Source organism: Paracoccus versutus (genome assembly GCF_029909795.1).
Taxonomy (GTDB): Bacteria; Pseudomonadota; Alphaproteobacteria; order Rhodobacterales; family Rhodobacteraceae; genus Paracoccus; species Paracoccus versutus.
Window position 1 is genome coordinate 819958 of record NZ_CP038196.1, and the last position, 26846, is coordinate 846803.

Sequence of the window (26846 nt, forward strand, 5' to 3'; positions counted from 1 at the left end):
GAGATGTGCGTCGATTGGCAGGGCGAGAAGCCCCGCCCGCCGGCCTCGAAGCCCATGGGCACCGGCCCCACCATCGAGCGGCAGGCCGGGCGCATTCCCCCGGCGCCCGCCACGGTGCAGGCAAAGGACGGCGCCGCCTTCCACAAGCGGGTGTCCGAGCCCGACATCGCCGGGGCGCTGGGCGCGACGATCCGCCGGATCTGGGCCAATATCCTGGGGGTTCTGCTGTTCAGCGGCGTCTCGAACATGCTGGTGCTGGCGATCCCGATCTACCTGTTCCAGATCTCGGACCGGGTGCTGACCAGCCGCTCGATCGACACGCTGGTCATGCTGACGGTGGTGATCGTCGGCGCCGTGCTGCTGCAGGTGGTGTTCGACGCCATCCGGCGCGGCATGCTGCTGCGCAGCTCGGTCGACATCTCGGCCCGGCTGGGCGCGCCCATCCTGTCGGCGGCGGCGCGCGCCTCGCTGCAAAGCGCCGGGCAGGAATACCAGACGCTGGGCGATCTGCAGCAGGTGCGCAGCTTCCTGGTCTCGGGCACGCTGCTGTCGCTGCTGGACCTGCCCTTTGCGCCGCTGTTCATCCTGGCGATCTTCCTGGTCCATCCGCACCTGGGCCTGATGGTGCTGACCACGGCGGTCCTGCTGATGGCCATCGCGATGATGAACCAGCGCGCCACCGCGAAATCCTTTGCCGAGGCGAACCGGCACCTCAGCCGCGCCAACCTGCACCTGGATTCGATGATGCGCAATTCGCAGATCATCAACGCGCTGGCGATGATCCCCGAGGCCGTGACCATCTGGGGCCGCGACGCCGCCAGCTCGATGACGGCGCAGGTGCGCGCCCAGGACCGCAACATCGCCTTTGCCGGCGCCTCGCGTGCGGTGCGGCTGCTGACGCAGGTGGGACTGCTGGGCTGGGGCGCCTACCTGGCGCTGCACGGCGAGATCACCGGCGGCATGGTCATCGCCGCCTCGATCATCGCCGGCCGCGCGCTGGCCCCCATCGAGGGCGCCATCGAGGGCTGGAACCACGTGCTCTTGTCGCGCGCCGCCTATGGCCGCATCTCGGCGCTGCTGAAATCCTCGCCGCTGAACCAGCAGCGGCTGAAGCTGCCCCATCCCGAGGGGCGGCTGGATGTCGAGCGGCTGCTCTACGTCCCGAACGGGACCAAGCGGGTGGTGCTGAACGCGATCACATTCTCGCTGAACCCCGGCGCATCGCTGGCCATCGTCGGCAATTCCGGCGCCGGCAAGACGACGCTGGGCAAGATGCTGGTCGGTTCGATCCTGCCCACCTCGGGCAGCGTGCGGCTGGACCTGATGGACCTGCGCAACTGGGACCAGCGCCAGCTGGGCCAGTGCATCGGCTATCTGCCGCAGGACGTGCAGCTGTTCCCCGGCACCATCAAGGACAACATCGCCCGGATGCGGCCCGACGCCCGCGACGAAGAGATCTACCAGGCCGCGGTGCTGGCCGATGTCCACGACATGATCGCCAAGCTGCCCGAGGGCTACGAGACCATCGTGGCCGCCGACGGATCGCCGCTGTCGGGCGGGCAGAAGCAGCGCATCGGCCTGGCGCGGGCCTTTTTCGGCGGCCCCCGCCTGGTGGTGCTGGACGAGCCGAACTCGAACCTCGACACGGCGGGGGACCGCGCGCTGTCCAGGGCGATGGCGCTGGCCAAGAAGGACGGCATCACCATGATCGTCGTGACGCAGAAATACCAGCTGCTCCAGGACGTGGACAACATCATGCTGCTGGCCGACGGGCAGATCGCCGCCTTCGGCGCGCGCGACCAGATGCTGGAGCGGCTGGCGAGCCGCAAGCAGCCGCCGGGCAACCAGCCCCCCGCCATGGCCCGCCCGCCGCAAGCCCCGCAGGCCCAGGCCCCGCAACCCCAGGCTGCCCAGCCGCAAGCCGCCCCGCCCCAGGCAGGGCCGGGCCGGCAGCCCGCGACACCCCCCGCACCGGAGGCAGGCCGATGACCAGCAGATCCGACCCCGACGGCCTCTATGACCGGGTTCCGCGCTCGGTGACGCGGCATCTGGTCTTTGGCATCGCCCTGCTGGTGCTGTCCCTGGGCGGGTTCGGCACCTGGGCCTTCCGGGCGCCGCTTGCCGCGGCGGTGATGGCGCCGGGCAGCTTCGTCGCCACCGGCCGCAACAAGATCGTCCAGCACCTGGAAGGCGGCATCATCCGCGAGATCCTGGTCGACGAGGGCGAGGAAGTGACCGAGGGCCAGGTGCTGATCCAGCTGGACCGCACCGCCGCCATCGCCAACCGGCGCGAGCTGGAATTGCGCCGCGCCCGGCTCGAGGCGATCAGCGCCCGGCTGCGGGCGGAATATGCCGGCGCCGAGACGCTGGTCTTCGACGGCTTCCTGCAGGAATATGAGGACGAGCCCAGCTTTGCCGCCATCATGGCCGAACAGCAGGCGGCCTTTCGCGCCGCCCGCGCCCGGCTGGATGGCGAGGTCATCCTGCTGCAAAGCAATATCGCCGCCAGCCGGTCGCGCATCGAGGGCTACCAGGGCCAGCTGGCCGCCATCGAGACCCAGCTTGCCCTGCTGCGCGAGGATCACGGCGCTCGCGACACGCTGCTGCAGCGCGGGCTGGTGCGGCGCAGCGACGTCAACGTCCTGGCGCGGGCCATCGCCGATGCCGTGGGCGAGGGGGGCCGCATCAGGGCGCTGATCGCCGAGACGGAAGAGGCCGTGCGCAAGGCCGAAAGCGAGATCGAGCAGGCGCTGACCCAGCACAAGCAGGCCGCGCTGAACGAAAGCCAGGGCATCGAGGCCGAGCTGGACAGCGTCCGCGAGCAATCGCTGAAGGCGCAGGACGTGCTGGAGAGGGCCTATATCACCTCGCCCGTGTCGGGGACCATCGTGCGCATGCATTACCACACGCCCGGCGGGGTGATCGAGGCGGGCAAGCCGATCCTCGAGATCCTGCCGCAGGATGCGCCGCTGATCATCGAGACCCATGTCGCGCGCACCGACATCGACGAGATCGAGGTCGGGCAGAAGGCGGCGGTGCGGCTGACTTCGCTGAACCAGCGCACCACCCCGGTGCTTCAGGGCCACCTGGTCTATGTCTCGGCCGATGCGCTGGCCACGCAGACCGACGGTATCCAGCGCGAGGTCTATGTGGTGCGCATCGACCTGCCGCCCTCGGAGCTTGGGCGGGTGCATGGCTTCCGGCCGACGCCGGGGATGCCGGCGGAGGTCATGATCGAGACCTCGGCCCGGACCTTCGCGCAATACCTGGTCAAGCCGATCGAGGACAGCCTGTCGCGGGCCTTCCGCGAGAATTAGCCTTGGCGGCGGCGGGCCGGCCCGGCAGTGCCGGTTGGCGTGGCTTTCGGCGCGGAACCGGCCTTGGCATTGAAAGGAAAGGATAATTTCCCGCGCAGCGGCCCGGTTTGCCGCGGCACCCCTGCGGGCCGGTCCGGCGGCGGGCCGGGCTGGGGATTGCCCCTTGCCCGGCCTGCGGCTATCGCAGGCAAAAAGGGGTCCGGCAATCATGAGCTTCAACACCTTCGGTCGCGTCTTCACCTTCACCACCTGGGGCGAAAGCCACGGCCCGGCGCTGGGCGCCACGGTGGACGGATGCCCGCCGGGCGTGGCGCTAGACGAGGGCTGGATCCAGCAATTCCTGGACCGCCGCCGCCCCGGCAGTTCGAAATTCACCACGCAGCGGCAGGAGCCGGACCGGGTGCGCATCCTCTCGGGCGTCTTCGAGGGAAAAACCACCGGCACGCCGATCCAGCTGATGATCGAGAACACCGACCAGCGCAGCAAGGATTACGGCGAGATCGCCCAGGCCTTCCGCCCTGGCCATGCCGACATCGCCTATCATCTGAAATACGGCATCCGCGACTATCGCGGCGGCGGCCGTTCCAGCGCGCGCGAGACGGCGGCGCGGGTCGCGGCGGGCGGCGTCGCCCAGGCGGTGCTGCGCGAGCTGGCGCCGGGGCTGAAGATCACCGGCTACATGGTGCAGATGGGCGAGCTGCATTTGGACCGGGCGAATTTCGACGCGGCCGAGATCGGCAACAACCCGTTCTTTCTGCCCGACGCCTCGGCCGTGCCGGCCTGGGAGGATTACCTCAACGCCATCCGCAAGGCGCAGGACAGCGTCGGCGCCGCCGTCGAGGTGCTGGTCCAGGGCTGCCCGCCGGGGCTGGGCGCGCCGGTCTATGCCAAGCTGGACACCGACCTGGCCGCCGCGATGATGTCGATCAACGCGGTCAAGGGCGTCGAGATCGGCGAGGGCATGGCCGCCGCCGCCCTGACCGGGACCGCGAATGCCGACGAGATCCGCATGGGTAACGAAGGCCCGCGCTTCCTTTCGAACCATGCCGGCGGCATCCTGGGCGGCATCTCGACCGGGCAGGACATCCTGGTGCGATTCGCCGTCAAGCCGACCAGCTCCATCCTGACCCCGCGCCGCACCATCGACCGGCGGGGCGAGGAGATCGAGCTGATCACCAAGGGCCGCCACGATCCCTGCGTCGGCATCCGCGCCGTGCCCATCGCCGAGGCCATGGCGGCCTGCGTGATCCTGGACCACCTGCTGCTCGACCGGGCGCAGACCGGCGGGCAGCGCGGCCGGATCGGCTAGGCAAGGCGCGCGACGGGCGGGGAAGGGGAGGGGAACGCCGTTCCCCTCTTGGCCCGTTCCGGGCCAATTCACCCCATGGGGTATTTGGAAAACGGAGAAGGCCCTGGCGCGGCGGGTTTCAGCCGTTCACCGTTTTGCAGATACCCCTGCATTGTTGCGGAACTGTTACATTGCTTTCGCATAACCGTCGCACCGGCGTTCTAGAGAACGCACAGGCCGAATCCGGCCCCATGGAAATGTCAGGAGTGATCCTATGAAATCCGCGAAATTCACCGTGTCGGCGCTGGCCGTGATCGCCGCTTCGGCCACGGCTGCCGCCGCCCGCGACCAGATCCAGGTCTCGGGCTCGTCCACGGTGCTGCCCTATTCGACCATCGTCGCCGAGGCCTTTGGCGAGAATACCGATTTCCCGACCCCGGTGGTGGAATCGGGCGGCTCCTCGGCCGGGCTGAAGAAATTCTGCGAGGGCGTGGGCGAGAACACCATCGACATCGCCAACGCCAGCCGCCCGATCAAGGCCAGCGAGATCGAGGCCTGCAAGGCCGCCGGCGTGACCGAGATCATGGAAGTCCGCATCGGCTATGACGGCATCGTCTTTGCCAGCGACATCGAAGGCAACGACTTTGCCTTCACCCCGGCCGACTGGTTCAACGCGCTGGCGGCCGAAGTCGTGGTCGACGGCAAGGTCGTTGCGAACCCCCATGCCAAGTGGAGCGACATCCGCGCCGAGTTGCCCGACCAGGAGATCCTGGCCTTCGTGCCCGGCACCAAGCACGGCACCCGCGAGGTCTTCGAGGAAAAGGTGATCGCCGCGGGCTGCGAGGAATCGGGCGCCGCCGAGGTGCTGAAGGCCGAGAAGGGCGAGGACGAGGGCGCATCGGCCTGCATGGCGCTGCGCACCGACGGCAAGTCCATCGACATCGACGGCGACTATACCGAGACCCTGGCCCGCATCCAGTCGGCCAAGAACGGCATCGGCGTCTTCGGCCTGTCCTTCTATGAGAACAACACCGACAAGCTGAAGGTCGCGACCATGGCCGGGGTCAACCCCTCGACCGAGACCATCGCCTCGGGCGAATACCCGGTTTCGCGTCCGCTGTTCTTCTATGTCAAGAAGCAGCATATCGGCACCGTGCCGGGGCTGAAGGAATTCGCGGAATTCTTCGTCTCGGACGAGCTGGCCGGGCCGGAAGGGCCGCTGGCCGCCTATGGGCTGGTGGCCGACCCGGAACTGGCCGTGACCCAGGCCGCCGTCGCCGACGAGGCGATCCTTTCCGAATGACCTGCCGGGCGCGGGGGGCTGCCCCCCGCGCCCGTTCCGTTTCCCTGGCTCGAGGGCTCACATGCCTGTCTCATGGACCTTGCTCGTCGTCCTTGCCCTTGCCGGCGCGGGCTATCTTGTCGCCCGCGCGCGCGTCGTCGCGATGGCCGGGGGCGATGTGCGGCGGCTGCATTCGCGGCCCAGCTATCACGGCTGGAACGCCGCCCTGCTGACGGCGCTGCCGGCGCTGTTCCTGATCGCGATCTGGCGCTTCGTGCAGCCGGCGGCGAACCCGACGCCCGTCGCCATCCTGGCGCTGGTGCTGGCCGCGGCCGGGCTGGGCCTTGCGCTTTTCCGCGCCGCGCCGGGCTTTCGCGCCCGCAACGCGGTCGAAACCATGGTCAAGGGCCTGCTGATCCTGTGTTCCAGCATCGCCATCCTGACCACCGCCGGGATCGTCTTTTCGATGCTGTTCGAAACCGGGCATTTCTTCCAGAAATATTCCTGGCACGAGTTCTTCTTTGGCACCACCTGGTCGCCGCGTTTCGGCGGCGGCTCGCAGCTGGGCATCCTGCCGCTGCTGTGGGGCACGATCTACATCTCGCTGATCGCGCTGGCGGTCTCGGTGCCGATCGGGCTGTTCGCGGCGATCTACATGTCCGAATACGCCTCGGCCAGGCTGCGCGGCGTGGCCAAGCCCATGATCGAGGTGCTGGCCGGCATCCCGACCATCGTCTACGGCCTTTTCGCGCTGATTACCGTGGGCCCGATGCTGCGCGACTACTTCGCCCAGCCGCTGGGCCTGGGCAATTCCGGCTCGTCGGTGATGACGGCGGGGCTGGTCATGGGCATCATGCTGATTCCCTTCGTCAGCTCGCTGTCGGACGACATCATCAACGCCGTGCCGCAATCCTTGCGCGACGGCGCGCTGGGCCTGGGCTCGACGCAATCGGAAACCGTGCGCAAGGTGGTGCTGCCCGCCGCGCTGCCGGGCATCGTCGGCGCCGTCCTGCTGGCCGCGTCCCGCGCCATCGGCGAGACGATGATCGTCGTGCTGGGCGCGGGGGCCGCCGCCCGCATGGACCTGAACCCGTTCGAGGCCATGACCACGATCACCGTCAAGATCGTCAGCCAGCTGACCGGCGACAACGATTTCGCCGCGCCCGAGACGCTGGTCGCCTTTGCGCTGGGGCTGACCCTTTTCGTCATCACGCTGGGGCTGAACATCGTCGCCCTCTACGTCGTGCGCAAATACCGGGAGCAATACGAATGAGCGACGCAACCCTGCAAGGCGCGCAGCCCCGCCCGTCGCTGCTGGCCGCCGACCCGCGCACCCGCAAGCGCAACGCCGCCGAGGCGCGGTTCCGCGCCTATGGGCTGGGCGCCATCCTGGTCTCCATGGTGATGCTGGTGATCCTGCTCTTCACCATCCTGACCGGCGGCATCGGCGCCTTTCGCCAGACCTACCTGGAAATCCCGGTCGCGCTGGACGCGGCGCAGCTGGACAAGAACGGCAACCGCGACCCCGCCGACCTGCGCAAGGTCCTGACCCTGACCTATGGCAAGATCCTGCAGCAATCGCTGGAACAGTCCATCGCCGACAAGGGCATCGCCATCGCCGAGCTGTCCGACAAGGACGTCTCGGGCCTGATCTCGAAAGAGGCCTCGGCGCAGCTGCGCAACCGCGTGCTGGCCGACCCCGAGCTGATCGGCCAGACCGTCGAGGCCCGCGTGCTGGTGAACGGCCGGGTCGACGGCTATTACAAGGGCCGCGTCAGCATGGAAAGCGCGGCGCGCGACGCCAATACCTCGCCGGCGCAGCTGCAACTGGCCGATGCGCTGAAGGCGCAGGGCATGCTGGCGACCCAGTGGAACTGGTCCTTCCTGACCAGCCCCGACGCCTCGGACCAGCGCCCCGAGGCCGCCGGCGTCGGCATCGCCATCCTCGGCTCGCTCTACATGATGCTGGTGGTGCTGGTGCTGTCGGTGCCGATCGGCGTCGCCGCCTCGATCTACCTGGAGGAGTTCGCGCCCAAGAACCGCTGGACCGACATCATCGAGGTGAATATCTCGAACCTGGCCGCGGTGCCCTCGATCGTCTTCGGCATCCTGGGCCTTGCCGCCTTCATCAACTTCGCCGGGCTGCCGCAATCGGCGCCCATCGTCGGCGGCCTGGTGCTGACCCTGATGACGCTGCCCACCATCATCATCGCCACCCGCGCGGCGCTGAAGGCGGTGCCGCCCTCGATCCGCGACGCGGCGCTGGGGGTGGGGGCGTCCAAGATGCAGTCGGTGTTCCACCACGTCCTGCCGCTGGCCATGCCGGGCATCCTGACCGGCACCATCATCGGCCTGGCCCAGGCCCTGGGCGAGACCGCGCCGCTCTTGCTGATCGGCATGGTGGCCTTCGTCAAGAACTTCCCCTCGGCCCCGCCGGACGGGCTGTTCGAACCCGCCTCGGCCCTGCCGGTCCAGGTCTACAACTGGACCCAGCGCGCCGACCCCGCCTTCATCGAGCGCGCCTCGGGGGCGATCATCGTGCTGCTGGTGTTCCTGCTCTGCATGAACCTGCTTGCCATTCTCCTGCGCCGCAAGTTCGAGCGCCGGTGGTAATCTCGGGAAGGAGACCCGATATGAACGACATGAGACTTCTGGAGCGCAGCGTGGACCAGTCGGAAATCAAGATCGCCGCCCGCGACGTGCAGGTCTGGTATGGCGAAAAGCACGCGATCAAGGACGTGAACGTCGATCTGCTGGACAAGACCGTGACCGCCTTCATCGGTCCCTCGGGCTGCGGCAAGTCCACCTTCCTGCGCTGCCTGAACCGCATGAACGACACCATCGACATCAGCCGGGTCGAGGGCAAGATCACGCTCGACGGCGAGGACATCTACGACAAGCGCGTGGACCCGGTGCAGCTGCGCGCCCGCGTCGGCATGGTGTTCCAGAAGCCGAACCCCTTTCCCAAGTCGATCTATGACAACGTGGCCTATGGCCCGCGCATCCACGGCCTGGCCCGCAACCGTGCCGAGCTGGAAGAGATCGTCGAGAAATCGCTGCGCGGCGCGGCGCTGTGGAACGAGGTCAAGGACCGGCTGAACGATCCCGGCACCGGCCTGTCGGGCGGACAGCAGCAGCGGCTTTGCATCGCCCGCGCCGTGGCGACCCAGCCCGAGGTGCTGCTGATGGACGAGCCCTGCTCGGCGCTGGACCCCATCGCCACCAGCCAGGTCGAGGAGCTGATCGACCAGTTGCGCGCCCAGTTCTCGGTGGTGATCGTGACCCATTCCATGCAGCAGGCGGCCCGCGTCAGCCAGAAGACCGCCTTCTTCCACCTGGGCAACCTGGTGGAATACGGCAACACCGACGACATCTTCACCAATCCGCGCGATCCGCGCACCGAAAGCTATATCTCGGGCCGCATCGGCTAGGCCGGAAAGGGATCTGACATGAACAACGAACGCCACATCCTGTCCGCCTTCGACCGTGACCTGGAAACCGTGCAGGCCCTGGTCGTCAAGATGGGCGGCATGGTCGAAAGCGCCATCCACGACGCCGCCATCGCGCTGGAAACCCGCGACGGCGAGCTGGCCGACGACATCCGCCGCCGCGACAAGGCCATCGACGCGCTGGAGCATCAGATCAACGAGGAGGCGGCGCGCCTGATCGCGCTGCGGGCGCCGCGGGCGACCGACCTGCGCATGGTGCTGTCGGTCATCAAGATCTCGCATATCCTCGAGCGGGTGGGCGATTACGCCAAGAACATCGCCAAGCGCAGCAACGTGCTGGCCGACATGCCCGCCATCGACGGCGCCGGCATGGCGCTGCGGCGCATGTCCGCCACGGTCGAGGCGATGATGAAGGACGCGCTGGACAGCTATATCCAGCGCGACGCCGCGCTGGCCGCCGACGTGCGCAAGCGCGACCTCGAGGTGGACCAGATGTATAACGCGCTGTTTCGCGAGTTCCTGACCCATATGATGGAAGACCCGCGCAACATCACCGCCTGCATGCACCTGCATTTCATCGCCAAGAACATCGAGCGCATGGGCGACCACGCCACCGGCATCGCCGAGCAGGTGATCTACCTGGCCACGGGCGAGCTGCCCGAGGATCCGCGCCCCAAGGGCGAAAGCGTGCCGCGCATGGAGGGGGCCTGATCCATGGCGCAGACCCAACCCTGTGTCCTGGTCGTCGAGGACGAGGGCGCGCAGCGCGAGGTGCTGAAATACAACCTCGAGGCCGAGGGCTTCGACGTCGTGCTGGCCGAGAACGGCGACGAGGCCATGCTGCTGGTGGCCGAGGAGCAGCCCGACCTGATCGTGCTGGACTGGATGCTGCCCAATGTCAGCGGCATCGAGATCTGCCGCCGGGTCAAGGCCGATCCCTCGACGCGGCAGATCCCGATCATCATGCTGTCGGCGCGTTCCGAAGAGGTGGACCGGGTGCGCGGGCTGGAGACCGGTGCCGACGACTATGTGGTCAAGCCCTATTCCGTGGTCGAGCTGATGGCGCGGCTGCGCACCCAGCTGCGCCGCACCCGGCCGGCCTCGATGGGCGAAAGGCTCAGCTTCGGCGACATCATCCTGGATGCGGGCGAGCATCGGGTGTTCCGCGCCGGCCAGCCGCTGCACCTGGGCCCGACCGAATTCCGCCTGCTCTCGACGCTGATGGAAAAGCCCGGCCGGGTCTGGACGCGCGAGCAATTGCTGGACCGGGTCTGGGGCCGCGACATCTATGTCGACACCCGCACCATCGACGTCCATGTCGGCCGGCTGCGCAAGGCGCTGATGGCCCATGGCGGCGACAACCCGGTGCGCACGGTGCGCGGCACCGGCTATTCGCTGGGCTGAGGATCCGGCCACCGCCGTTTTCCCGCCCGTTGCCATGGCTGGCGGCCCCCGCCTGCATGCGGGGCCGGTGCGGCCAAGGGGCTTAGAGCTTTCCAGGCTTACCTCGCCAGGGAGCCTCGATCCGCGAAATCCTGCGGCCGCAGCTCCGGCCCGGTCCTGAGCTGGCGGATGCCCGGCGGACCGCAGCGCGCCAAGCCTTCGCAGAGGAGCGCCGGCGGTTCGGGAGTGCCGCGTGGCTTCCAGGTTCTGCACTCGCAAGCGGGCTTCCGTTTGGGAACGGTTCGTGCTTCGAGCGTCTTGCGGAGCTTGAATGGCACCTCTCGCGCTGAGGGATCGGGAATGGGCGCGGATTGCACCGCTTCTTCCCGACAAGCCTCGTGGCCTTGCGCGGACGGACGACCGGCGCGTCCTGAACGGGATCTTCTCCATCCTGCGGACAGCGCCGGCCCTGGCGCGACCTTCCCAAGCGTTACGGTCCACATGCGACCGCTTCCAGCCGATGGGTCAGGGTGGGCGTTTGGCTTGGGGTTTTCGAGGCATTGGCGGCCGCTTCGCTCCAGTCGATGCCGTTGATCGACAGTTCCATCATCCGGGCTCACCAGCATGCCGCCGGCGAAAAGGGGCCCCGGATCATGCCATTGGCCGCTCTCGTGGAGGACTGACCAGCAAAATCCATGTTGTGCTCGACGAAAGCGGACTGCCGGTTCGCCTCGTTCCTGCGGCGGGCCAGGCTTCCGACAAGGTGCGGCGCCCGCGCTGCTTGAACAGCCGCCCGCCGCCTGCATCGTCGCTGCCGGTCGCGGCTATCACGGGCAGCACCTGGTCGATCTGGTTGCCCGACGGGACGGGCAAGCCCAGATCCCCACCCAGCGCGACCGCAAGGTCCAGCGATCGCTCGACCCAGCAGCCATCTGCCGCTAGGGTCTACGGGTCTACGGGTCTACGGGTCTTGCCGATCCGGGGAACTTCCCTTCCGATTGCCGGGTCGTGCAGACGGCAACCGCCAGCCGCGGGAACTGGTCCCGCGGCTGGCTTTCGGTCTCGCGGCTGCGGGCTTGAGCTCCCGCACCCCACGCCCGCAGTCAGTTCTGCGCCAGCAGGTCGGTGATGCGGCGCACGGCGACGCGGCGGTTCTGCCGCTCGGGCCCGTCGGTCGACACCAGCAGGAACTGCTCGCCATAGCCCTGCACCACCATGTTCTCGGGCGGCACCTGGAAATATTCCGCCAGCGCCAGCGCCACCGATTCCGCCCGGCGGTCGGACAGCGCCAGGTTGGCGGCATCCGAGCCGACGGCATCGGTATAGCCCTCGATCATGTAGATCTCGCGCGGGTTCTGGTCGATGCTGTCGCGGATCACCTTGCCCAGCGTCGCCAGTTGCTGCGCCTGGTCGGGGGTGATCGCCGAGGAGCCGGTGTCGAAGGTGATCTCGGGCACGTTCACCGGCGCGACCAGGGCGCGGACCTCGGGGATGTTGCGGACCTGGCCCAAGCTGAAGCGGCGGTCCACCGCCGCCTCGCGGTTCAGCGCCTCGCGCAGCGCGGCCTCGTCCAGCCGCTCGCGGTTGATGCGGACCGGCGGCGGCGCCGGCAGGGTCGAGATCTGCACCGGCTGCGCCTGGGTATCGTCGATCAGCCGGGTTTCGGTGCCATCGGCACGCAGCAGGGTGCGGCGCAGGATGTTCATGTTCGCGTCGCGGATGGTGACGACCCGGCTGCCGTCGGCACGCACCACCGTGGTCCGGGTCGAGCCGTCGTCGAAGGTTTCCGTCTGCACGTTCGAGCCGGGCCGGTACAGCAGGGTATTGTCGTCCTTGATCACCTGCTGGCTGCCGTCGGGCAGGGTGACGACCACCCGGTCGCCGGTGTTCAGCGCCACATGGCGGTCGTTGGACAGCATCTTGCCGACCGCCATCCCGGCCGCACCGGCAAGCAGCAGCTTGGCGATGTCCTTGACCGTGTCGTCGTCATCGTCGTCCTGGCGCGCCTCCTGCGCTTGCGGATCGGCGGCGGGCTGCTGTTGCTGTTGCATGCCCTGCATGACCGAGGTGGCGAATTCCTCGGCCGAACTGCGGGCGTTTTCCTCGGTGATCTGCATCTCGTCCAACTGGCCCTGCGCCGGTTCGGCATCGCCGGCGGCCAGGGCGGCGGCTGCCGCGGGGGCCGCTTCCTCGGCCGCGCGCTGCGCGACGGCGTTCGGCTGCGCCTGGGCCTCGGGTGCCTGCACCTCGGCGGCCTGTTCCGGCTGGCCTTGCTCGGGTTGGGGCTGCTCCGGTTGGGCCTGCCCGGTTTGGGCCTGCCCGGTCTGGCCTTGCTCGGGCGCGGTCTCTTCGGGTTGCGTGGGCTGGCCGTCGGCCTGTTCCTGCAAGCGGCGCTCCAGCTCTTGTGCATCGGGGCGCGGTTCTTCGCCCGTGGCCTGTTCGCCGGGCAGGGCCTGCTCCGAGGGCTGGTCCGATTCGGGCCCGGTCTCTTGCGCCTGCTCTTGCAGACGGCGTTCCAGTTCCTGCGCATCGGGGGTCTGGGAAGGCTGGGCCTCATCCGCGCGGGCCGGGTCGGCCGGCGGTTCCGCCTGCCCGGCCGATTGCGGCTGTTCGGCCGAGGTCTCGGCCTCGAGCGCCTTCTTCAGCGCCTCGGCGTCCTGGGCCGGTTCGGCCTGCCCGGCCTGGCCGGCATCCTGCGGCGTGGCCGCATCCGGCTTTTGCGCGGGGGCGGGATCGGTCGTGGTCACGGCTTCGGGCGTATCCGGCTTGGGCGCAGGCTCGCCTTGCGGGGCCGCCTGCTCGGGTTGCGCGACCTGGGGCTTGGCCGGCGGCTCGGCCGCCTCGACCACCGGGGGCTTGGGTTGCGGCTCCTCGGCCTGGGTCACTTCGGGCTTGGGTGCGGGGGAAGGGGCCGGCTGCTCTTGCGGTGCGACCTCGCCCTGGGCCTGCGGCTCTGCGGCCGGTTCGGCGCCGGGTTCTGCGGCAGGTTCCGCGGGGGCTTCGGTTTCGGCGCCCTGCGCCTGCGGCTCGGCGGGGGCCTCGCCCTCGGCCTGCGGCTGTTCGGCCGGTTCCGGGGCAGGCTCTGCCGCGGGTTCGGGCGGCTCTTGCGGCTGCCCGGCCTCGGCCCCAGCTTGCTGGTCCGGCGGCAGGATGACCTGTTCGTCAGCGCCTTGGCCCTGCTGGTCCTGCGCCACCGCCAGTTGCGGGGCGATCAGGGACAGGCAGGTCACCATCGCGGTCGTGGTCTTGTAGATGCGGCGCATGTCGGTCCTCTTTTTCCGATGGTCGCTTGATCCCGGATCAACCGTCGGCCATCGGTGCAGTTCCCCAACAAGCGCGTGACCGCAGCGTGATCGGAGAGGCGAGGGGCCTCAGCCGCCGCTCAACGCCAGCCTGCCGCCGGCCATGCGCTGCACCCGGCCCGACAGTTCCAGCGCCAGGATCGCGGGGGCAAGGACCGCGGCGGGCACCCCCAGGTCGCGGATCAACATGTTCTCTTCGGTCGGGCTGGGGCCAAGCCGCGCCAGGATCCGCCCCTCCAGGTTCACCGGGCCGCCGGCGTCGCGCGGCTGGTGCGTCGCCACCGGGCGGGGGGTGTCGTGGCCCAGTTCCGCAAGCCGGCGGGCGACGGCGGCCGGCTGCCTGACCCGCCCGGAGACCGGGGCGGTCGGGGTAGGGGCCGGCGCGGGCTGTTCCGCCGCGGCCGCCGGGGCGTTCGATTGCAAGGCCGCCAGCACATCGGCGGAATTGCGCACCAGCAAGGCGCCGTCGCGGATCAGCGCATTGCAGCCGGCGGCCCGCGCATCCATCGGATGGCCCGGCACCGCCATCACCTCGCGCCCCTGGTCCAGCGCGCAGCGCGCGGTGATCAGGCTGCCCGAGCGATGCGCGGCCTCGACCACGACCACGGCGCGCGACAGGCCCGAGATGATGCGGTTGCGGGCCGGGAAATGCCGGGCCACGGGTTCCGTCCCCGGCGGCTGTTCGGTGACGAGCAGGCCGGTTTCGCAGATCGCCTCGGCCAGGGCCGCGTTTTCGCTGGGATAGATCATGTCGATGCCGCCGGCCATGACCGCGATGGTGCCGCCGTGCAGCGCGGCCTCATGCGCGACGGTGTCGATGCCGCGCGCCAGCCCGGCGACGACCGCCGTGCCCGATTGCGACAGGCCCGCGGCCATGCCCCGCGCCATGCGCAGGCCCAGCGACGAGGCATTGCGCGCGCCGATCACCGCCACGGGCATGCGTTGCAGCACTGCCATGTCGCCGCGCAGCCACAGCACCGGCGGCGCCTCGGCCACCGTGCGCAGCAGGGCGGGGTAATCCGGGTCGCCCCAGGTCACCAGCCGGGCGCCGGCGCGGCGGCCGGCCGCGATCTCGGCCTCGGCGACCGAAAGGGGGCAGGGGGTGTAGTCCTGGATCCCCGCGGCCTGGGCCATCGCGGGCAGGGCGGCCAGCGCCGCCTGGGCGCTGCCATGTTCGCCCAGCAGCCGGTGGAAGGTCGCCGGCCCCACCTTGCGAGAGCGGATGAGGCGCAAGGCCGCAAGCCCCTCCCCTTTTGGGCGGGGTCCGTGGTGGGGGTCCAAGGAAAGCTGCCTTGCCATCATGTTCCATGCCTCTGCCTGATCCGCAGGCCGAAACATCGCATGGCAAAGGTTAAGAATGGGTTAGCCGGCGAAGAATTTCTTCAACCCCTTGGAATCGCGGCTGTTCAGGTCGCCGAGCCGCCGATGGTCAGCCCGCCGATGCGCAGCGTGGGCAGGCCGACGCCGACCGGAACCCATTGCCCCTGCTTGCCGCAATTGCCGATTCCCGGATCCAGCGACAGGTCGTTGCCGATGGCGCGGATCTGCCCCAGCGCGGTCGCGCCGTCGCCGATCAGGGTCGCGCCGCGGATCGGGTCGCCGACCTGGCCGTTCTTCACCCGATAGGCCTCGGTGCAGGAGAACACGAACTTGCCGTTGGTGATGTCCACCTGCCCGCCGCCGAAGCCGACCGCATAGATGCCGTCCTCGAGCCCGGCAAGGATCGAGGCCGGATCCTCGGACCCCGCCAGCATGAAGGTATTGGTCATGCGCGGCATGGGCGCATGGGCATGGCTTTGCCGGCGCCCGTTGCCGGTCGGCGCCACCCCCATCAGCCGGGCGTTCTGCCGGTCCTGCATGTAGCCGACCAGGATCCCGTCCTCGATCAGGACGTTGCGGCCGGGGGGCGTGCCCTCGTCATCGACCGAGATCGAGCCGCGCCGGTCGGGAATGGTGCCGTCGTCGACCACGGTCACGCCGGGCGCGGCGACGCGCCGGCCCATCAGCCCGGCAAAGGCGGAGTGCCCCTTGCGGTTGAAATCCCCCTCGAGCCCGTGGCCCACGGCCTCGTGCAGCAGGATGCCGGGCCAGCCCGGCCCCAGCACCACGTCCATCACGCCTGCAGGCGCCGGGACCGAGCGCAGGTTGACCAGCGCGATGCGCAGCGCCTCGCGCACCAGCCCCTGCCAATGCTCGGCCGCGACCAGGCCCGTAAGGCCGATGCGCCCGCCGCCGCCGGCGGTTCCCGATTCGCGCCGCGCGTTGGATTCCACGATGACCGAGACGTTCAGCCGCGCCATCGGACGGATGTCGGTGGCCAGCCCGCCCTCGGGGCGCAGGATCGCCACTTCCTGCACCGAAGTCGCGATGCTGGCCGAGACCTGGACCACCCGCGGGTCCAGTCCGCGCGCGAATGCGTCGATTTGCCGCAGAAGCGCCACACGGGCGGCAAAGGGCACCTCTTCGGCCGGGTCGATGGCGGCGTAAAGCGGGCGGATTTCGCCTTGCGGTGGCAAGGCCAGCGTGCCGCCGCCGGCGCCGACCGCCAGCCGCACCGTCTGGGCCGCCTTCTTCAGCGCGGCCTCGTCGATCTCGGTCGAATGGGCATAGCCCGTCACCTCGCCGCGCACGGCGCGCAGGCCAAAGCCCTGTTCGGCGTCATAACTGGCGGTGCGCAGCCGGCCGTCGTCGAAGACCAGCGCCTCGGAACGCGCGCGTTCCAGGAAAAGTTCGCCGTCATCCGCGCCCGCCAGGGCGTCGCGCAGGATGCGCAGCGCGCGGTCCTGATCGAGATGCGTCCGAAAGGGCGAAAACGAGGCGTCTGTCATGGAACCGGTCCTTGTCATGTCGCCCGGCCTAGGGGTTTTTTGACAAGAAGTCGATAGGTATGGCTTGCCCGCCGGGGTAAGATATGGTTCTGGTGCAGGACCGAATGCTGGGGGCTCTGGGACAGGGGTCTGCCGGTGGCATGATAGGCAACGGGATGGGATGATGGCAATTGCGACCAAGCGCCGCGGGGTGGCGGCGGTGATGAGCCTGGGAGTTGCGACGATGACGGCCGTGCCGGCCTGGGCGCAGGACGTGCTGGGCGATCTGCCGGTGATCGGCAAGCCGGTGAACGGCGGGATGAACTTCCAGCCGGCGTCGAGCCCGCTGGCGCATGACCAGCAATGGCTGGATCATTTCGTGCTCTACATCATCACGGCCGTGACGATCTTCGTCTGCCTGCTGCTGCTGATCTGCATCGTGCGCTTCAACCGCCGGGCGAATCCGGTGCCGGCGCGCTTTACCCACAACACCCCGATCGAGGTGATCTGGACCCTGGTCCCGGTGCTGATCCTGGTCGCCATCGGCGCCTTCTCGCTGCCGATCCTGTTCCGCAGCCAGGAGATGCCGAACGATCCCGACCTGGTGATCAAGGCCATCGGCCACCAGTGGTATTGGTCCTATGAATATCCCAACGACGCCATCGCCTTCGATGCGCTGATGCTGGAAAAGGAAGCCCTGGCCGACGCCGGCTATTCCGAGGACGAATACCTGCTGGCCACCGACAATGCCGTCGTGGTTCCGGTCGGCAAGAAGGTGCTGGTGCAGGTGACGGCGACCGACGTGATCCACGCCTGGACCGTGCCCGCCTTTGCCGTCAAGCAGGACGCCGTGCCGGGCCGCATCGCGCAGCTGTGGTTCTCGGTCGACCAGGAAGGCGTCTATTTCGGCCAGTGTTCCGAGCTTTGCGGCATCAACCACGCCTATATGCCCATCGTCGTCAAGGCGGTCAGCCAGGAGAAATACGACGCCTGGCTTGCCGGCGCGAAAGAGGAATTCGCCGCCGACGCCTCGGACTACCTGCCCGCCAGCCCCATCAAGCTGGCCTCGGCAGAGTAAGGTCGGGCCGTGGCCGATATCAACGCATACGAGGGGCCCGCCGAGGCGGGCTTCGGCGACTATGTCGCGCTGCTGAAGCCGCGCGTCATGTCGCTGGTTGTGTTCACGGCCTTCGTCGGGCTGTGGATCGCGCCGCAGCCGGTCAACCCCTTCGTCGCCTTCTGCGCGGTGCTGTTCATCGCGCTGGGGGGCGGCGCCTCGGGCGCCCTCAACATGTGGTATGACGCCGACATCGACGCGGTGATGCGCCGCACGGCGGGCCGTCCGGTGCCCTCGGGCCGCGTGACCTCGGGCGAGGCGCTGGCGGTCGGCATCGCGCTGTCGGGCCTGTCGGTGATGATGCTGGGGCTGGCGGCGAACTGGTTCGCGGCCGGGTTCCTGGCCTTCACCATCTTCTTCTATGCCGTGGTCTACACGATCTGGCTGAAGCGCTCGACGCCGCAGAACATCGTCATCGGCGGCGCGGCGGGGGCGTTTCCGCCGATGATCGGCTGGGCCTGCGCCACCGGCGGCATCGGCATCGAGTCGCTCTTGATGTTCGCGCTGATCTTCTTCTGGACGCCGCCGCATTTCTGGGCGCTGGCGCTGTTCATGAAGGACGACTATTCCAAGGCCGGCGTCCCCATGCTGACCGTGACGCATGGCCGCAGGGTGACGCGCTGCCACATCTTCGCCTATACGCTGGTGCTGGCGCCCTTTGCGATCTGGCTGGGCTTCACCTCGGTCGGCGGGCCGCTCTACCTGGCGGTCTCGGCTGTGCTGAACGTGCTGTTCATCGCCGGTGGCTGGCAGATCCTGCGCCGCGACGAGGACCAGGCCCAGGCCGACGGCTACCGGGTCGAGAAGCGCTATTTCCGCCTGTCGCTTTACTACACCTTCCTGCATTTCCTGGCGCTTCTGGTCCAGCATTGGATCGGGGGGTGGTGATGCTGCCCCAGGTCGAACACGAGCTGCACAAGCGCCGCCGCAGCCGCAACATCGGGCTGCTGGTCGTGCTGCTGGCCTTCGTTGCGCTGGTCTTCGGGCTCTCGGTGGTCAAGATCACCCAGGGCGACATGATGCAGGGCTATGACCACCGGCCGCGCGCCTCGATGCTGCCGCAGGATCCCGATCCGCCGGCGGCCAATGCCGCGCCGGTCGCGGCGCCGGGCACGCCGGCGGCCAACCAGGAGGCAGGCGAATGAGCGGGCAACCGAGGTCGAACGGCCGCACCGTGGCCATGCTGGCCGGCGTCGTCGTGCTGATGGGCGCGCTTTCCTGGGCGGCGGTGCCGTTCTATTCCTGGTTCTGCAAGGTGACGGGCTTTGCCGGCACGACCAACGTGGCCGAGGCCGCCTCGGATACCGTGCTGGAGGAAAAGATCCGCGTGCGCTTCGACGCCAATGCCGACAGCAACCTCGGCTGGACCTTCCGCCCCATGCAGCGCGAGATGGAGCTGAAGATCGGCGAGAACGCCATCGCCTTCTACGAGGCGATCAACAATACCGACCAGCCCGTCACCGGCACCGCCAGCTATAACGTGGCGCCCGATGCGGCCGGCTATTTCTTCAACAAGATCGAGTGCTTCTGCTTTACCGAGCAGACGCTGGCACCGGGCGAGCGGGTCGAGATGCCGGTCAGCTTCTTCGTCGATGCCGATCTGGTGAACGACCGCGACGCGGGCCGCATCCGCGACATCACCCTGTCCTATACCTTCCACCGGACCGATCCTCCCGCGCCCAAGCAGGCGGCGCTGGACGCGAAAACGGAACCGACCGTAAACTGAGCAACAAGAACCAGCAACAGCCGGGAACGCAGCCATGGCCCATGTAAAGAACCACGATTATCAGATCCTGCCGCCATCGATCTGGCCCTTCCTCGGCGCGATCGGCGCCTTCGTGATGCTGACTGGCGCGGTCGCCTGGATGAAGGGAATCACGGTCTTCGGGCTGCCGGTCGAGGGGCCGTGGATGTTCCTGATCGGCCTGGCCGCCGTTCTCTACACCATGTTCGGCTGGTGGGTCGATGTCGTGAACGAGGGCGAGTCGGGCGAACATACCCCGGTGGTGCGGATCGGCCTGCAATACGGCTTCATCCTGTTCATCATGTCCGAGGTGATGTTCTTCGTCGCCTGGTTCTGGGCCTTCATCAAGAACGCCATGTATCCGATGGGGCCGGACAGCCCGATCAAGGACGGCGTCTGGCCGCCGGAAGGCATCGTCACCTTCGACCCCTGGCACCTGCCGCTGATCAACACGCTGATCCTGCTGCTGTCGGGCGTCGCCGTGACCTGGGCCCACCACGCCTTCGTGCATGAGGGCGACCGCAGGACGACGATCAACGGGCTGATCGTCGCCGTGATCCTGGGCGTCTGCTTCACCGCGCTGCAGGCCTATGAATACAGCCACGCCGCCTTCGGCATGGCCGACACGGTCTATGCCGGCACCTTCTTCATGGCCACGGGCTTTCACGGCTTCCACGTCATCATCGGCACGATCTTCCTGTTCGTCTGCCTGATCCGCCTGATCAAGGGCCAGATGACCCAGCAGCAGCATGTCGGCTTCGAGGCCGCCGCCTGGTACTGGCACTTCGTCGATGTGGTCTGGCTGTTCCTCTTTGTCGTGATCTATATCTGGGGCCGCTGATCCCGACAGACATTTCCACGGCGCGGGGCAGATGTTCCCGCGCCGTTTGCTTTGGAGGCCCGCCCATGCGCCGTTACCTGTTCCCGCTGATCGTCGGCGTGCTGGGCTGCGCCATCCTGATCTCGCTGGGCGTCTGGCAACTTCAGCGGCTGGACTGGAAAGAGGGGATGATCGCGCAGATCCAGCAAAGGATCGAGGGCGCGCCCGTGGCCCTGCCGGCCGCGGTGGACCCGTCGATGAAATACATGCCGGTGCTGGTCTCGGGCCAGACCACGGGCGAGGAAATCAACGTGCTGTCCGGCACGCGCGAGCTGGGCGGGGGCTACCAGGTGGTCTCGGCCTTCCTGACCGACGACGGGCGCCGGATCCTGCTGGACCGGGGCTTCGTCGACCAGGACCACAAGCGCGACCCGCGCCCCCCGGTGCGGCTGCAGGTCGCGGGCAACCTGCATTGGCCCGACGAGAAGGGCAGCGCCACGCCCGAGCCCAACCTGGCCGAGAACATCTGGTTCGCCCGCGACGTGCCCGCCATGGCCGCGCAGCTGGGGACCGAGCCGATCCTGGTTGTCGCGGCCGAGGTTCGCGGCGACGCCCAGGGCGTGCAGCCGATCCCGGTCGCGGTCGAGGGCATTCCGAACAACCACCTGAGCTATGCCGTGCAATGGTTCATGATCGCTGCGGTTTGGGCAGGGATGACAGTGGCGCTGATCTGGCGTATCAGGCAGCGGCAATACTAGGGGAGACGCGATGCGTTACGTTTCGACTCGGGGGCGGGCTCCGGTCCTGGACTTCGAACAGGCGATGATGACCGGGCTGGCGCGCGACGGCGGGCTCTACCTGCCCGAGGCGATCCCGATGTTCTCGGCCGACGAGATCGCCCGCTTCGAGGGCCTGCCCTATGAAGAGGTCGCGCGCCGCGTCATCAGCCCCTTCGTCGGCGAAAGCTTCAGCGATGCCGAGCTGCGCGGCGCCATCGCCCGCGCCTATCAGGGCTTCGACCATATCGCCCGCGCGCCCTTGGTCCAGCTTGCGCCGGGCCATCACCTGCTGGAGCTGTTCCACGGGCCGACGCTGGCCTTCAAGGACTTCGCCATGCAGCTGATCGGCCAGCTGTTCCAGCTGGCGCTGGCGCGTTCGGGGCAGCGGGTCACGATCCTGGGCGCGACCTCGGGCGATACCGGCTCGGCCGCGATCGAGGCGTTCCGGGGCCTGTCGAACGTCGATGTGTTCATCATGTATCCGCATGGCCGCGTCAGCGAGGTGCAGCGCCGGCAGATGTCGACGCCCGCCGACGCCAATGTCCATGCCCTGGCCGTCGACGGCACCTTCGACGATTGCCAGGCACGGCTGAAGGATCTGTTCAACGACCACGATTTCCGCGACGCGGTCGGGCTTGCCGGCGTCAACTCGATCAACTGGGCGCGGGTGCTGGCGCAGATCGTCTATTACTTCACCGCCGCCGTCAGCCTGGGCGCGCCGCGGCGCGAGGTGGATTTCACCGTGCCGACCGGCAATTTCGGCGACGTCTTCGCCGGCTCCATCGCCAAGGCCATGGGCTTGCCCATCGGCCGGCTGGTGGTGGCCACCAACCAGAACGACATCCTGCACCGGGCGCTGACTGGCGGCGAATACCGGGTGGGCACGGTCGAGCCCTCGATCAGCCCGTCGATGGACATCCAGGTCAGCTCGAATTTCGAGCGGGCGCTGTGGCTGGCCTATGACCATGACGGCAATGCGGTGTCGCGGCTGATGGACGAGCTGAAATCCGGCGGCTTCGTCATCAGCCAGGGCGCATTGCAGGCGCTGCGCGAGACCTATGTCTCGGGCCGCGCCTCGGAGGCGGAGACGACGGCGATGATCGCCACCATCCGCGCCGAGACCGGCGAGGTGATCTGCCCGCATACCGCCGTCGCCGTGAAGGTGGCGCGCGAGCATCTGCGGCCGGGTGTGCCGATGATCTCGCTCTCGACCGCGCATCCGGCGAAATTCCCCGACGCGGTCGAGGCCGCGACCGCCATCCGCCCGCCCCTGCCGCCGCATATGGCGGACCTGTTCGAGCGCGACGAGCGCATCACCCGCATTGAAAACGACGCCGAGGCCATTAAATCGCTGATCCTTGAACGGAGAACAGTGTGAGCCAGATCCGCAACAGCATCCTTCCCAACGGGCTGCGCGTCGTCAGCCGCGACATGCCCGGCCTGCATTCCGCCGCCATCGGCATCTGGGTCAATGCCGGCTGCCGCGACGAGCGCGCCGAGCAGAACGGCATCGCCCATTTCCTCGAACACATGGCCTTCAAGGGCACCGCCCGGCGCAGCGCGCTGGAGATCGTCGAGTCGATCGAGAATGTCGGCGGCTATATCAACGCCTATACCTCGCGCGACGTGACCTCGTATTATGCGCGAGTGCTGGCGGGGGATGTGGAGCTGGCGCTGGACGTGATCTCGGACATCGTGATGAATCCGGTCTTCGACCAGCGCGAGATCGAGGTCGAGCGCGGCGTGATCCTGCAAGAGATCGGCCAGGCGCTGGACACGCCTGACGACGTGATCTTCGACTGGCTGCAAGAGGCGGCCTATCCCGACCAGCCCATGGGCCGCACCATCCTGGGCCCGGCCGAGCGGGTCAGCCGCTTCGACCGCGCCGACCTGTCGGGCTTCATCACCGAGCATTACGGCCCCGAGCGCATGATCGTCGCCGCCGCCGGTGCCGTCGATCACGACCGCATCCTGCGCCAGGTCGAGGCGATCTTCGGCGGCCTGCCGGCGCGCGCCCTGACCACCCGCGAGCCCGCCCGCTGGCAGGGCGCCGAGGCGCGCCGCGTCAAGGGGCTGGAGCAGGCGCATTTCGCGCTGGCCTTCGAGGGGCCGGGCTACCAGGCGCCCGATTTCTATGCCGCGCAGATCTGGACCTCGGCGTTGGGGGGCGGCATGTCCTCGCGCCTGTTCCAGAAGCTGCGCGAGGAAAAGGGCCTGTGCTATTCGATCTTCGCGCAGTCCGGTTTCCACGACGATACCGGCATGGTGACGATCTATGCCGGCACCTCGGGCGAGCAGATCGCCGACCTGGCCAACCTGACCGTGGACGAGCTGAAGCGCTCGGCCGAGGACATGACCGAGGCCGAGGTGGCCCGCGCGCGCGCCCAGCTCAAGGCCGGGCTGCTGATGGGGCTGGAAAGCCCGACCGGCCAGGCCGAGCGCATGGCGCGGTCGCTGGCGATCTGGGGCCGGGTGCCCGACCCGGCCGAGGTGGCGGAACGCATCGACGCCGTGACCGTGGCCGACATCCGCGCCCATGCCGAGCATCTGATCGCCCATGCCCGCCCGGCGCTGGCGCTTTACGGGCCGGTCGCCGGCGCGCCTTCGCGCGAGGTGCTGGCCGAAAGGCTTGCCGCCTGATGTTCTCGCGCCGCCGTCCGCCGCGCCTGGAAACCGAGCGGATGGTGCTGCGCCTGCCGGCGCATGCGGATTTCGCCCTCTGGGCGGGGCTGCGGGCCGAAAGCCGCGCCTTCCTGACCCCATGGGAGCCGGTCTGGGCGCCCGATCACCTGACCAAGCGCGGCTTTACCAACCGGGTCTATTGGGCGCAGCGTGCCAGCCGCAACGGCACGGCGCTGCCCCTGTTCCTGATCCGGCGCGACGGTGCGCTGCTGGGCGCGATCACGCTGGACAACATCCGCCGCGGCCCGGCGCAATCGGCGACCATCGGCTATTGGATCGGCCAGCCCTTTGCCCGGCAGGGCTATATGCGCGAGGCCATCGGCGCGCTCGTGCAGCACGCCTTCGGCGAGATGGACCTGAGCCGGATCGAGGCCGCCTGCCTGCCGGAAAACACCCCTTCGCGCGGTGTGCTTGAGCGTTCCGGCTTCAAATACGAGGGCGTGGCGCAAAGCTATCTCCAGATCAACGGGCGCTGGCGCAACCATGTGCTTTACGCCAACCTGCGCCACGACCGGCGCGGCAAGACCGAGGTGCGCTGATGCTGAACCAGGCCGATGACGCCCTGGCCGCGATGCTGCCCGCAGGGGTGTTGCGCGAGGTGACACCCGCCTACCTGGAAGAGCCGCGCGGCCGCTACCTGGGCCGGGCCGGGCTGGTCGCCGCCCCGCGCAGCACGGATGAGGTCGCCGCCGTGGTCCGCGCCTGCGCCGCGGCGCGCGTGGGCATCGTGCCCCGCGGTGGCGGCACCGGCCTGGTCGCGGGCCAGGTCATGCCCGACGGCCCTGCGGCGCTGATCCTGTCGCTGGAACGGATGACGGCGCTGCGCGGCATCTGGCCCGAAGAGAACGTGCTGGTGGCCGAGGCCGGCATGACCCTGCAAGCCGTGCGCGACGCGGCCGAAACCGCCGGCCGGCTGTTCCCGCTGTCGCTGGCCAGCCAGGGCACCGCCGCCATCGGCGGCTGCCTTGCGACCAATGCCGGCGGCGTCACCGCGCTGCGCTATGGCACGGCGCGGGCGCTCTGCCTGGGGATCGAGGCGGTGCTGCCCGACGGCTCCGTGGTTCACGACCTCAAGCGGCTGCGCAAGGACAATACCGGCTATGACCTGCGCGACCTCTTGATCGGGGCCGAGGGCAGCCTGGGAATCATCACCGCCGCCAGCCTGAAGCTGGTGGTGCCGCCGCCGAACATCGGCACCGCCATGCTGCAGGTGCCCGGCCCCGAGGCGGCGCTGACGCTGCTGTCTCTGGCCGAGGGGCGCATGGCCGGCGGCGTCACCGCCTTCGAGCTGATCGGCGGGCAGGGGCTGGCCTTCCTGGCCGAGGTTCTGCCCGAGATCCGCCAGCCCTTGCCCGGCGCCGAATGGTCGGTGCTGGTCGAGGTCGGCCTGCCCGAGGGGCTGCCCCCCGAGGCGGCGCTGGAGGGGCTACTGGTGGACGCGATGGAGCGCGGCCTCGTCACCGACGGGGTGATCGCGCAATCGGGTGCGCAGGCGGCGGGCTTCTGGCACCTGCGCGAACATATCCCCGAAGCGAACCGCCGCATCGGCGCCGTTGCCAGCCACGACATCAGCCTGCCCCTGTCCGAGATCGCTGGCTTCATCCGCGACGCCGGCGAGCGGCTGGCGGGCGAGGGGTTGCGGATCAACTGTTTCGGCCATCTGGGCGACGGCAACCTGCATTACAACCTGTTCCCGGCGCCAGGTCGCAGCCGTGCCGAATACGACGACCGGCGCAAGGCGCTGTCCGAGCTGGTGCATGGCATGGTGGTTGCGCGCGGAGGCTCGTTCTCGGCCGAGCATGGCGTCGGGCGGCTGAAGGTCGGCGACCTGGAGCGCTGGGGCGATCCGGCGCGGCTCAAGGCGATGCGGGCGATCAAGGCGGCGCTCGATCCGCTGGGGATCATGAATCCGGGCGCGGTTCTTTCAGCAGCGGGCTGAGCGCCATGCGCAGGTGGTCCAGATAGGCCGTCAGCCGCGGCGGCATGAAGGGCTGCGGCAGATACAGCGCCTGGATGTCCAGCTGCGGCCGCAGGAAATCGGGCAGCAGCCGTTCCAGCCGGCCCTCGGCCAGGTCGCGGGCGACGACGAAGCTGGGGATCATCGCGATTCCCTCGCCCTCCAGCGCCAGGTGCCGCACCGCCTGGGCGCTGTTCACGGTGATGCGGCCGGGCAGGGGGACGCTGACCGCCTTGCCATCCACCAGGAAAACGGCGCGGCCGGGGTTCTGGGCATTGCTGTCGCGGATATTCGCATGGTCGCGCAGATCCTCGGGCCGGGCGGGGCGGGGATGCGCGCCCAGATAGGCGGGGCTGGCGACGGCCCAGGCCTCGGTCTGGCCGATGCGGCGGGCGATCAGGCTGGAATCGGGCAGCTGGCCGATGCGCAGCGCCAGGTCGAAGCCCTCGGCCGCCAGGTCGACATAGCGGTCCGACAGGTTCAGGTCGATCTCGACCCCCGGATGCGCGCGGGTGAAATCGCGGGTCAGGGTGGTCGCGAACATCTCGCCGAAGGTCACGGGCGCGGTCACGCGCAGCCGGCCGGCCAGCGCGCCTTCCTCGGCATGGGCCTGGGCGTCCAGTTCCTCGACCGCGGCCAGCACGCGGCGCGCGGCGGCCAGGTAACGCTCGCCCGAGGGGGTCAGCGACAGGGCGCGGGTGGTGCGGTTCAGAAGCGTGACCCCCTGCTGCCCCTCCAGCGCGGCGACATATTTGCTGACCAGCTTGTTCGAGATCCCCAGCCGCTCGCCCGCCCGCGTGAACGAGCCGGCATCGACCACGGCGACAAAGGCGCGGATGCCGTCGATCCTGTCCATCGCAATCTCCATGGCGGCGATAATATTTCCATGAATATGGCCGTTTTCGCGACAATCGCCAAG

At 68.8% G+C, this 26846-nt stretch carries 23 protein-coding genes; 19 read left to right on the forward strand and 4 right to left on the reverse strand.

Annotated features, from left to right (window positions below; genetic code table 11):
• The first annotated feature begins 3 nt into the window (after nucleotides 1-3).
• The 9 genes from E3U25_RS04020 (at nucleotide 4) to phoB (ending at nucleotide 10740) form a co-directional block, all read left to right on the forward strand.
• On the forward strand, nucleotides 4-1989 hold the full coding sequence (locus tag E3U25_RS04020; protein ID WP_425355724.1) for a type I secretion system permease/ATPase: 1986 nt from the start codon (nucleotides 4-6) through the stop codon (nucleotides 1987-1989).
• Nucleotides 1986-3317: an HlyD family type I secretion periplasmic adaptor subunit gene (locus E3U25_RS04025; RefSeq protein WP_116221132.1), complete on the forward strand. Its 1332-nt coding sequence runs from the start codon at nucleotides 1986-1988 to the stop codon at nucleotides 3315-3317. The genes E3U25_RS04020 and E3U25_RS04025 overlap by 4 nt, the downstream gene beginning before the upstream one ends.
• A 208-nt stretch (nucleotides 3318-3525) precedes the next feature.
• Nucleotides 3526-4626, forward strand: coding sequence for a chorismate synthase (gene aroC, locus E3U25_RS04030; RefSeq protein WP_072460827.1), 1101 nt, complete (start codon nucleotides 3526-3528; stop codon nucleotides 4624-4626).
• Nucleotides 4627-4879: 253 nt separating this feature from the next.
• Nucleotides 4880-5908, forward strand: coding sequence for a substrate-binding domain-containing protein (locus E3U25_RS04035; protein ID WP_116221131.1), 1029 nt, complete (start codon nucleotides 4880-4882; stop codon nucleotides 5906-5908).
• 61 nt (nucleotides 5909-5969) lie between these two features.
• Nucleotides 5970-7160 (forward strand): phosphate ABC transporter permease subunit PstC, encoded by a 1191-nt coding sequence (pstC, locus tag E3U25_RS04040; RefSeq protein ID WP_036756841.1) that lies wholly within the window; start codon nucleotides 5970-5972, stop codon nucleotides 7158-7160.
• A complete protein-coding gene (gene pstA / locus E3U25_RS04045) occupies nucleotides 7157-8500 on the forward strand; it encodes a phosphate ABC transporter permease PstA (protein WP_036756844.1) in 1344 nt (447 codons plus the stop codon). Before pstC ends, pstA begins: the two co-directional genes overlap by 4 nt.
• Before the next feature lie 20 nt (nucleotides 8501-8520).
• The gene (gene pstB, locus E3U25_RS04050) at nucleotides 8521-9318 is read left to right on the forward strand and encodes a phosphate ABC transporter ATP-binding protein PstB (protein WP_116221130.1); all 798 of its coding nucleotides are present in this window, start codon (nucleotides 8521-8523) and stop codon (nucleotides 9316-9318) included.
• Between the two features lie 18 nt (nucleotides 9319-9336).
• Nucleotides 9337-10047 (forward strand): phosphate signaling complex protein PhoU, encoded by a 711-nt coding sequence (gene phoU / locus E3U25_RS04055; protein ID WP_036756850.1) that lies wholly within the window; start codon nucleotides 9337-9339, stop codon nucleotides 10045-10047.
• A gap of 3 nt (nucleotides 10048-10050) precedes the next feature.
• A complete protein-coding gene (gene phoB / locus E3U25_RS04060) occupies nucleotides 10051-10740 on the forward strand; it encodes a phosphate regulon transcriptional regulator PhoB (protein ID WP_116221129.1) in 690 nt (229 codons plus the stop codon).
• A gap of 1082 nt (nucleotides 10741-11822) precedes the next feature.
• Here phoB and E3U25_RS04065 read toward each other — a convergent pair.
• From E3U25_RS04065 to tldD, 3 genes are all read right to left on the reverse strand, one after another.
• Nucleotides 11823-13982: an OmpA family protein gene (locus E3U25_RS04065; protein ID WP_116221127.1), complete on the reverse strand. Its 2160-nt coding sequence runs from the start codon at nucleotides 13980-13982 to the stop codon at nucleotides 11823-11825.
• Between the two features lie 108 nt (nucleotides 13983-14090).
• Nucleotides 14091-15323, reverse strand: a complete 1233-nt coding sequence (gene dprA / locus E3U25_RS04070; RefSeq protein WP_370362670.1) for a DNA-processing protein DprA — start codon at nucleotides 15321-15323, stop codon at nucleotides 14091-14093.
• 104 nt (nucleotides 15324-15427) lie between these two features.
• Nucleotides 15428-16849 carry a metalloprotease TldD gene (gene tldD / locus E3U25_RS04075; RefSeq protein ID WP_072460821.1) on the reverse strand — a complete coding sequence of 474 codons (1422 nt, stop codon included), beginning with the start codon at nucleotides 16847-16849 and terminating at the stop codon, nucleotides 15428-15430.
• A gap of 160 nt (nucleotides 16850-17009) precedes the next feature.
• Here tldD and coxB point away from each other — a divergent pair, with 160 nt between their 5' ends.
• The 10 genes from coxB to E3U25_RS04125 all read left to right on the forward strand — a co-directional run bounded on the left by coxB (nucleotide 17010) and on the right by E3U25_RS04125 (nucleotide 25909).
• Nucleotides 17010-17906: a cytochrome c oxidase subunit II gene (coxB, locus tag E3U25_RS04080; protein WP_036756866.1), complete on the forward strand. Its 897-nt coding sequence runs from the start codon at nucleotides 17010-17012 to the stop codon at nucleotides 17904-17906.
• A 9-nt stretch (nucleotides 17907-17915) separates the two neighbouring features.
• Nucleotides 17916-18833: a heme o synthase gene (gene cyoE, locus E3U25_RS04085; RefSeq protein WP_036756869.1), complete on the forward strand. Its 918-nt coding sequence runs from the start codon at nucleotides 17916-17918 to the stop codon at nucleotides 18831-18833.
• Complete coding sequence (locus E3U25_RS04090) at nucleotides 18833-19090, forward strand: hypothetical protein (protein ID WP_036756965.1); 258 nt, start codon at nucleotides 18833-18835, stop codon at nucleotides 19088-19090. The genes cyoE and E3U25_RS04090 overlap by 1 nt, the downstream gene beginning before the upstream one ends.
• A complete protein-coding gene (locus E3U25_RS04095; RefSeq protein ID WP_072460818.1) occupies nucleotides 19087-19671 on the forward strand; it encodes a cytochrome c oxidase assembly protein in 585 nt (194 codons plus the stop codon). Before E3U25_RS04090 ends, E3U25_RS04095 begins: the two co-directional genes overlap by 4 nt.
• 34 nt (nucleotides 19672-19705) lie before the next feature.
• Complete coding sequence (locus E3U25_RS04100; RefSeq protein ID WP_072460817.1) at nucleotides 19706-20530, forward strand: cytochrome c oxidase subunit 3; 825 nt, start codon at nucleotides 19706-19708, stop codon at nucleotides 20528-20530.
• Between the two features lie 65 nt (nucleotides 20531-20595).
• Nucleotides 20596-21267, forward strand: coding sequence for an SURF1 family protein (locus E3U25_RS04105; protein WP_116221126.1), 672 nt, complete (start codon nucleotides 20596-20598; stop codon nucleotides 21265-21267).
• A gap of 10 nt (nucleotides 21268-21277) precedes the next feature.
• On the forward strand, nucleotides 21278-22666 hold the full coding sequence (gene thrC, locus E3U25_RS04110; RefSeq protein WP_116221125.1) for a threonine synthase: 1389 nt from the start codon (nucleotides 21278-21280) through the stop codon (nucleotides 22664-22666).
• A complete protein-coding gene (locus tag E3U25_RS04115) occupies nucleotides 22663-23928 on the forward strand; it encodes a M16 family metallopeptidase (protein ID WP_072460814.1) in 1266 nt (421 codons plus the stop codon). The genes thrC and E3U25_RS04115 overlap by 4 nt, the downstream gene beginning before the upstream one ends.
• On the forward strand, nucleotides 23928-24509 hold the full coding sequence (locus E3U25_RS04120) for a GNAT family N-acetyltransferase (RefSeq protein WP_036756879.1): 582 nt from the start codon (nucleotides 23928-23930) through the stop codon (nucleotides 24507-24509). The genes E3U25_RS04115 and E3U25_RS04120 overlap by 1 nt, the downstream gene beginning before the upstream one ends.
• A complete protein-coding gene (locus tag E3U25_RS04125; protein WP_116221124.1) occupies nucleotides 24509-25909 on the forward strand; it encodes an FAD-binding oxidoreductase in 1401 nt (466 codons plus the stop codon). Before E3U25_RS04120 ends, E3U25_RS04125 begins: the two co-directional genes overlap by 1 nt.
• Here the strand turns inward: E3U25_RS04125 and E3U25_RS04130 are convergent.
• Nucleotides 25872-26783 (reverse strand): LysR family transcriptional regulator, encoded by a 912-nt coding sequence (locus E3U25_RS04130; protein ID WP_116221707.1) that lies wholly within the window; start codon nucleotides 26781-26783, stop codon nucleotides 25872-25874. The genes E3U25_RS04125 and E3U25_RS04130 overlap by 38 nt on opposite strands.
• Nucleotides 26784-26846 lie beyond the last annotated feature (63 nt).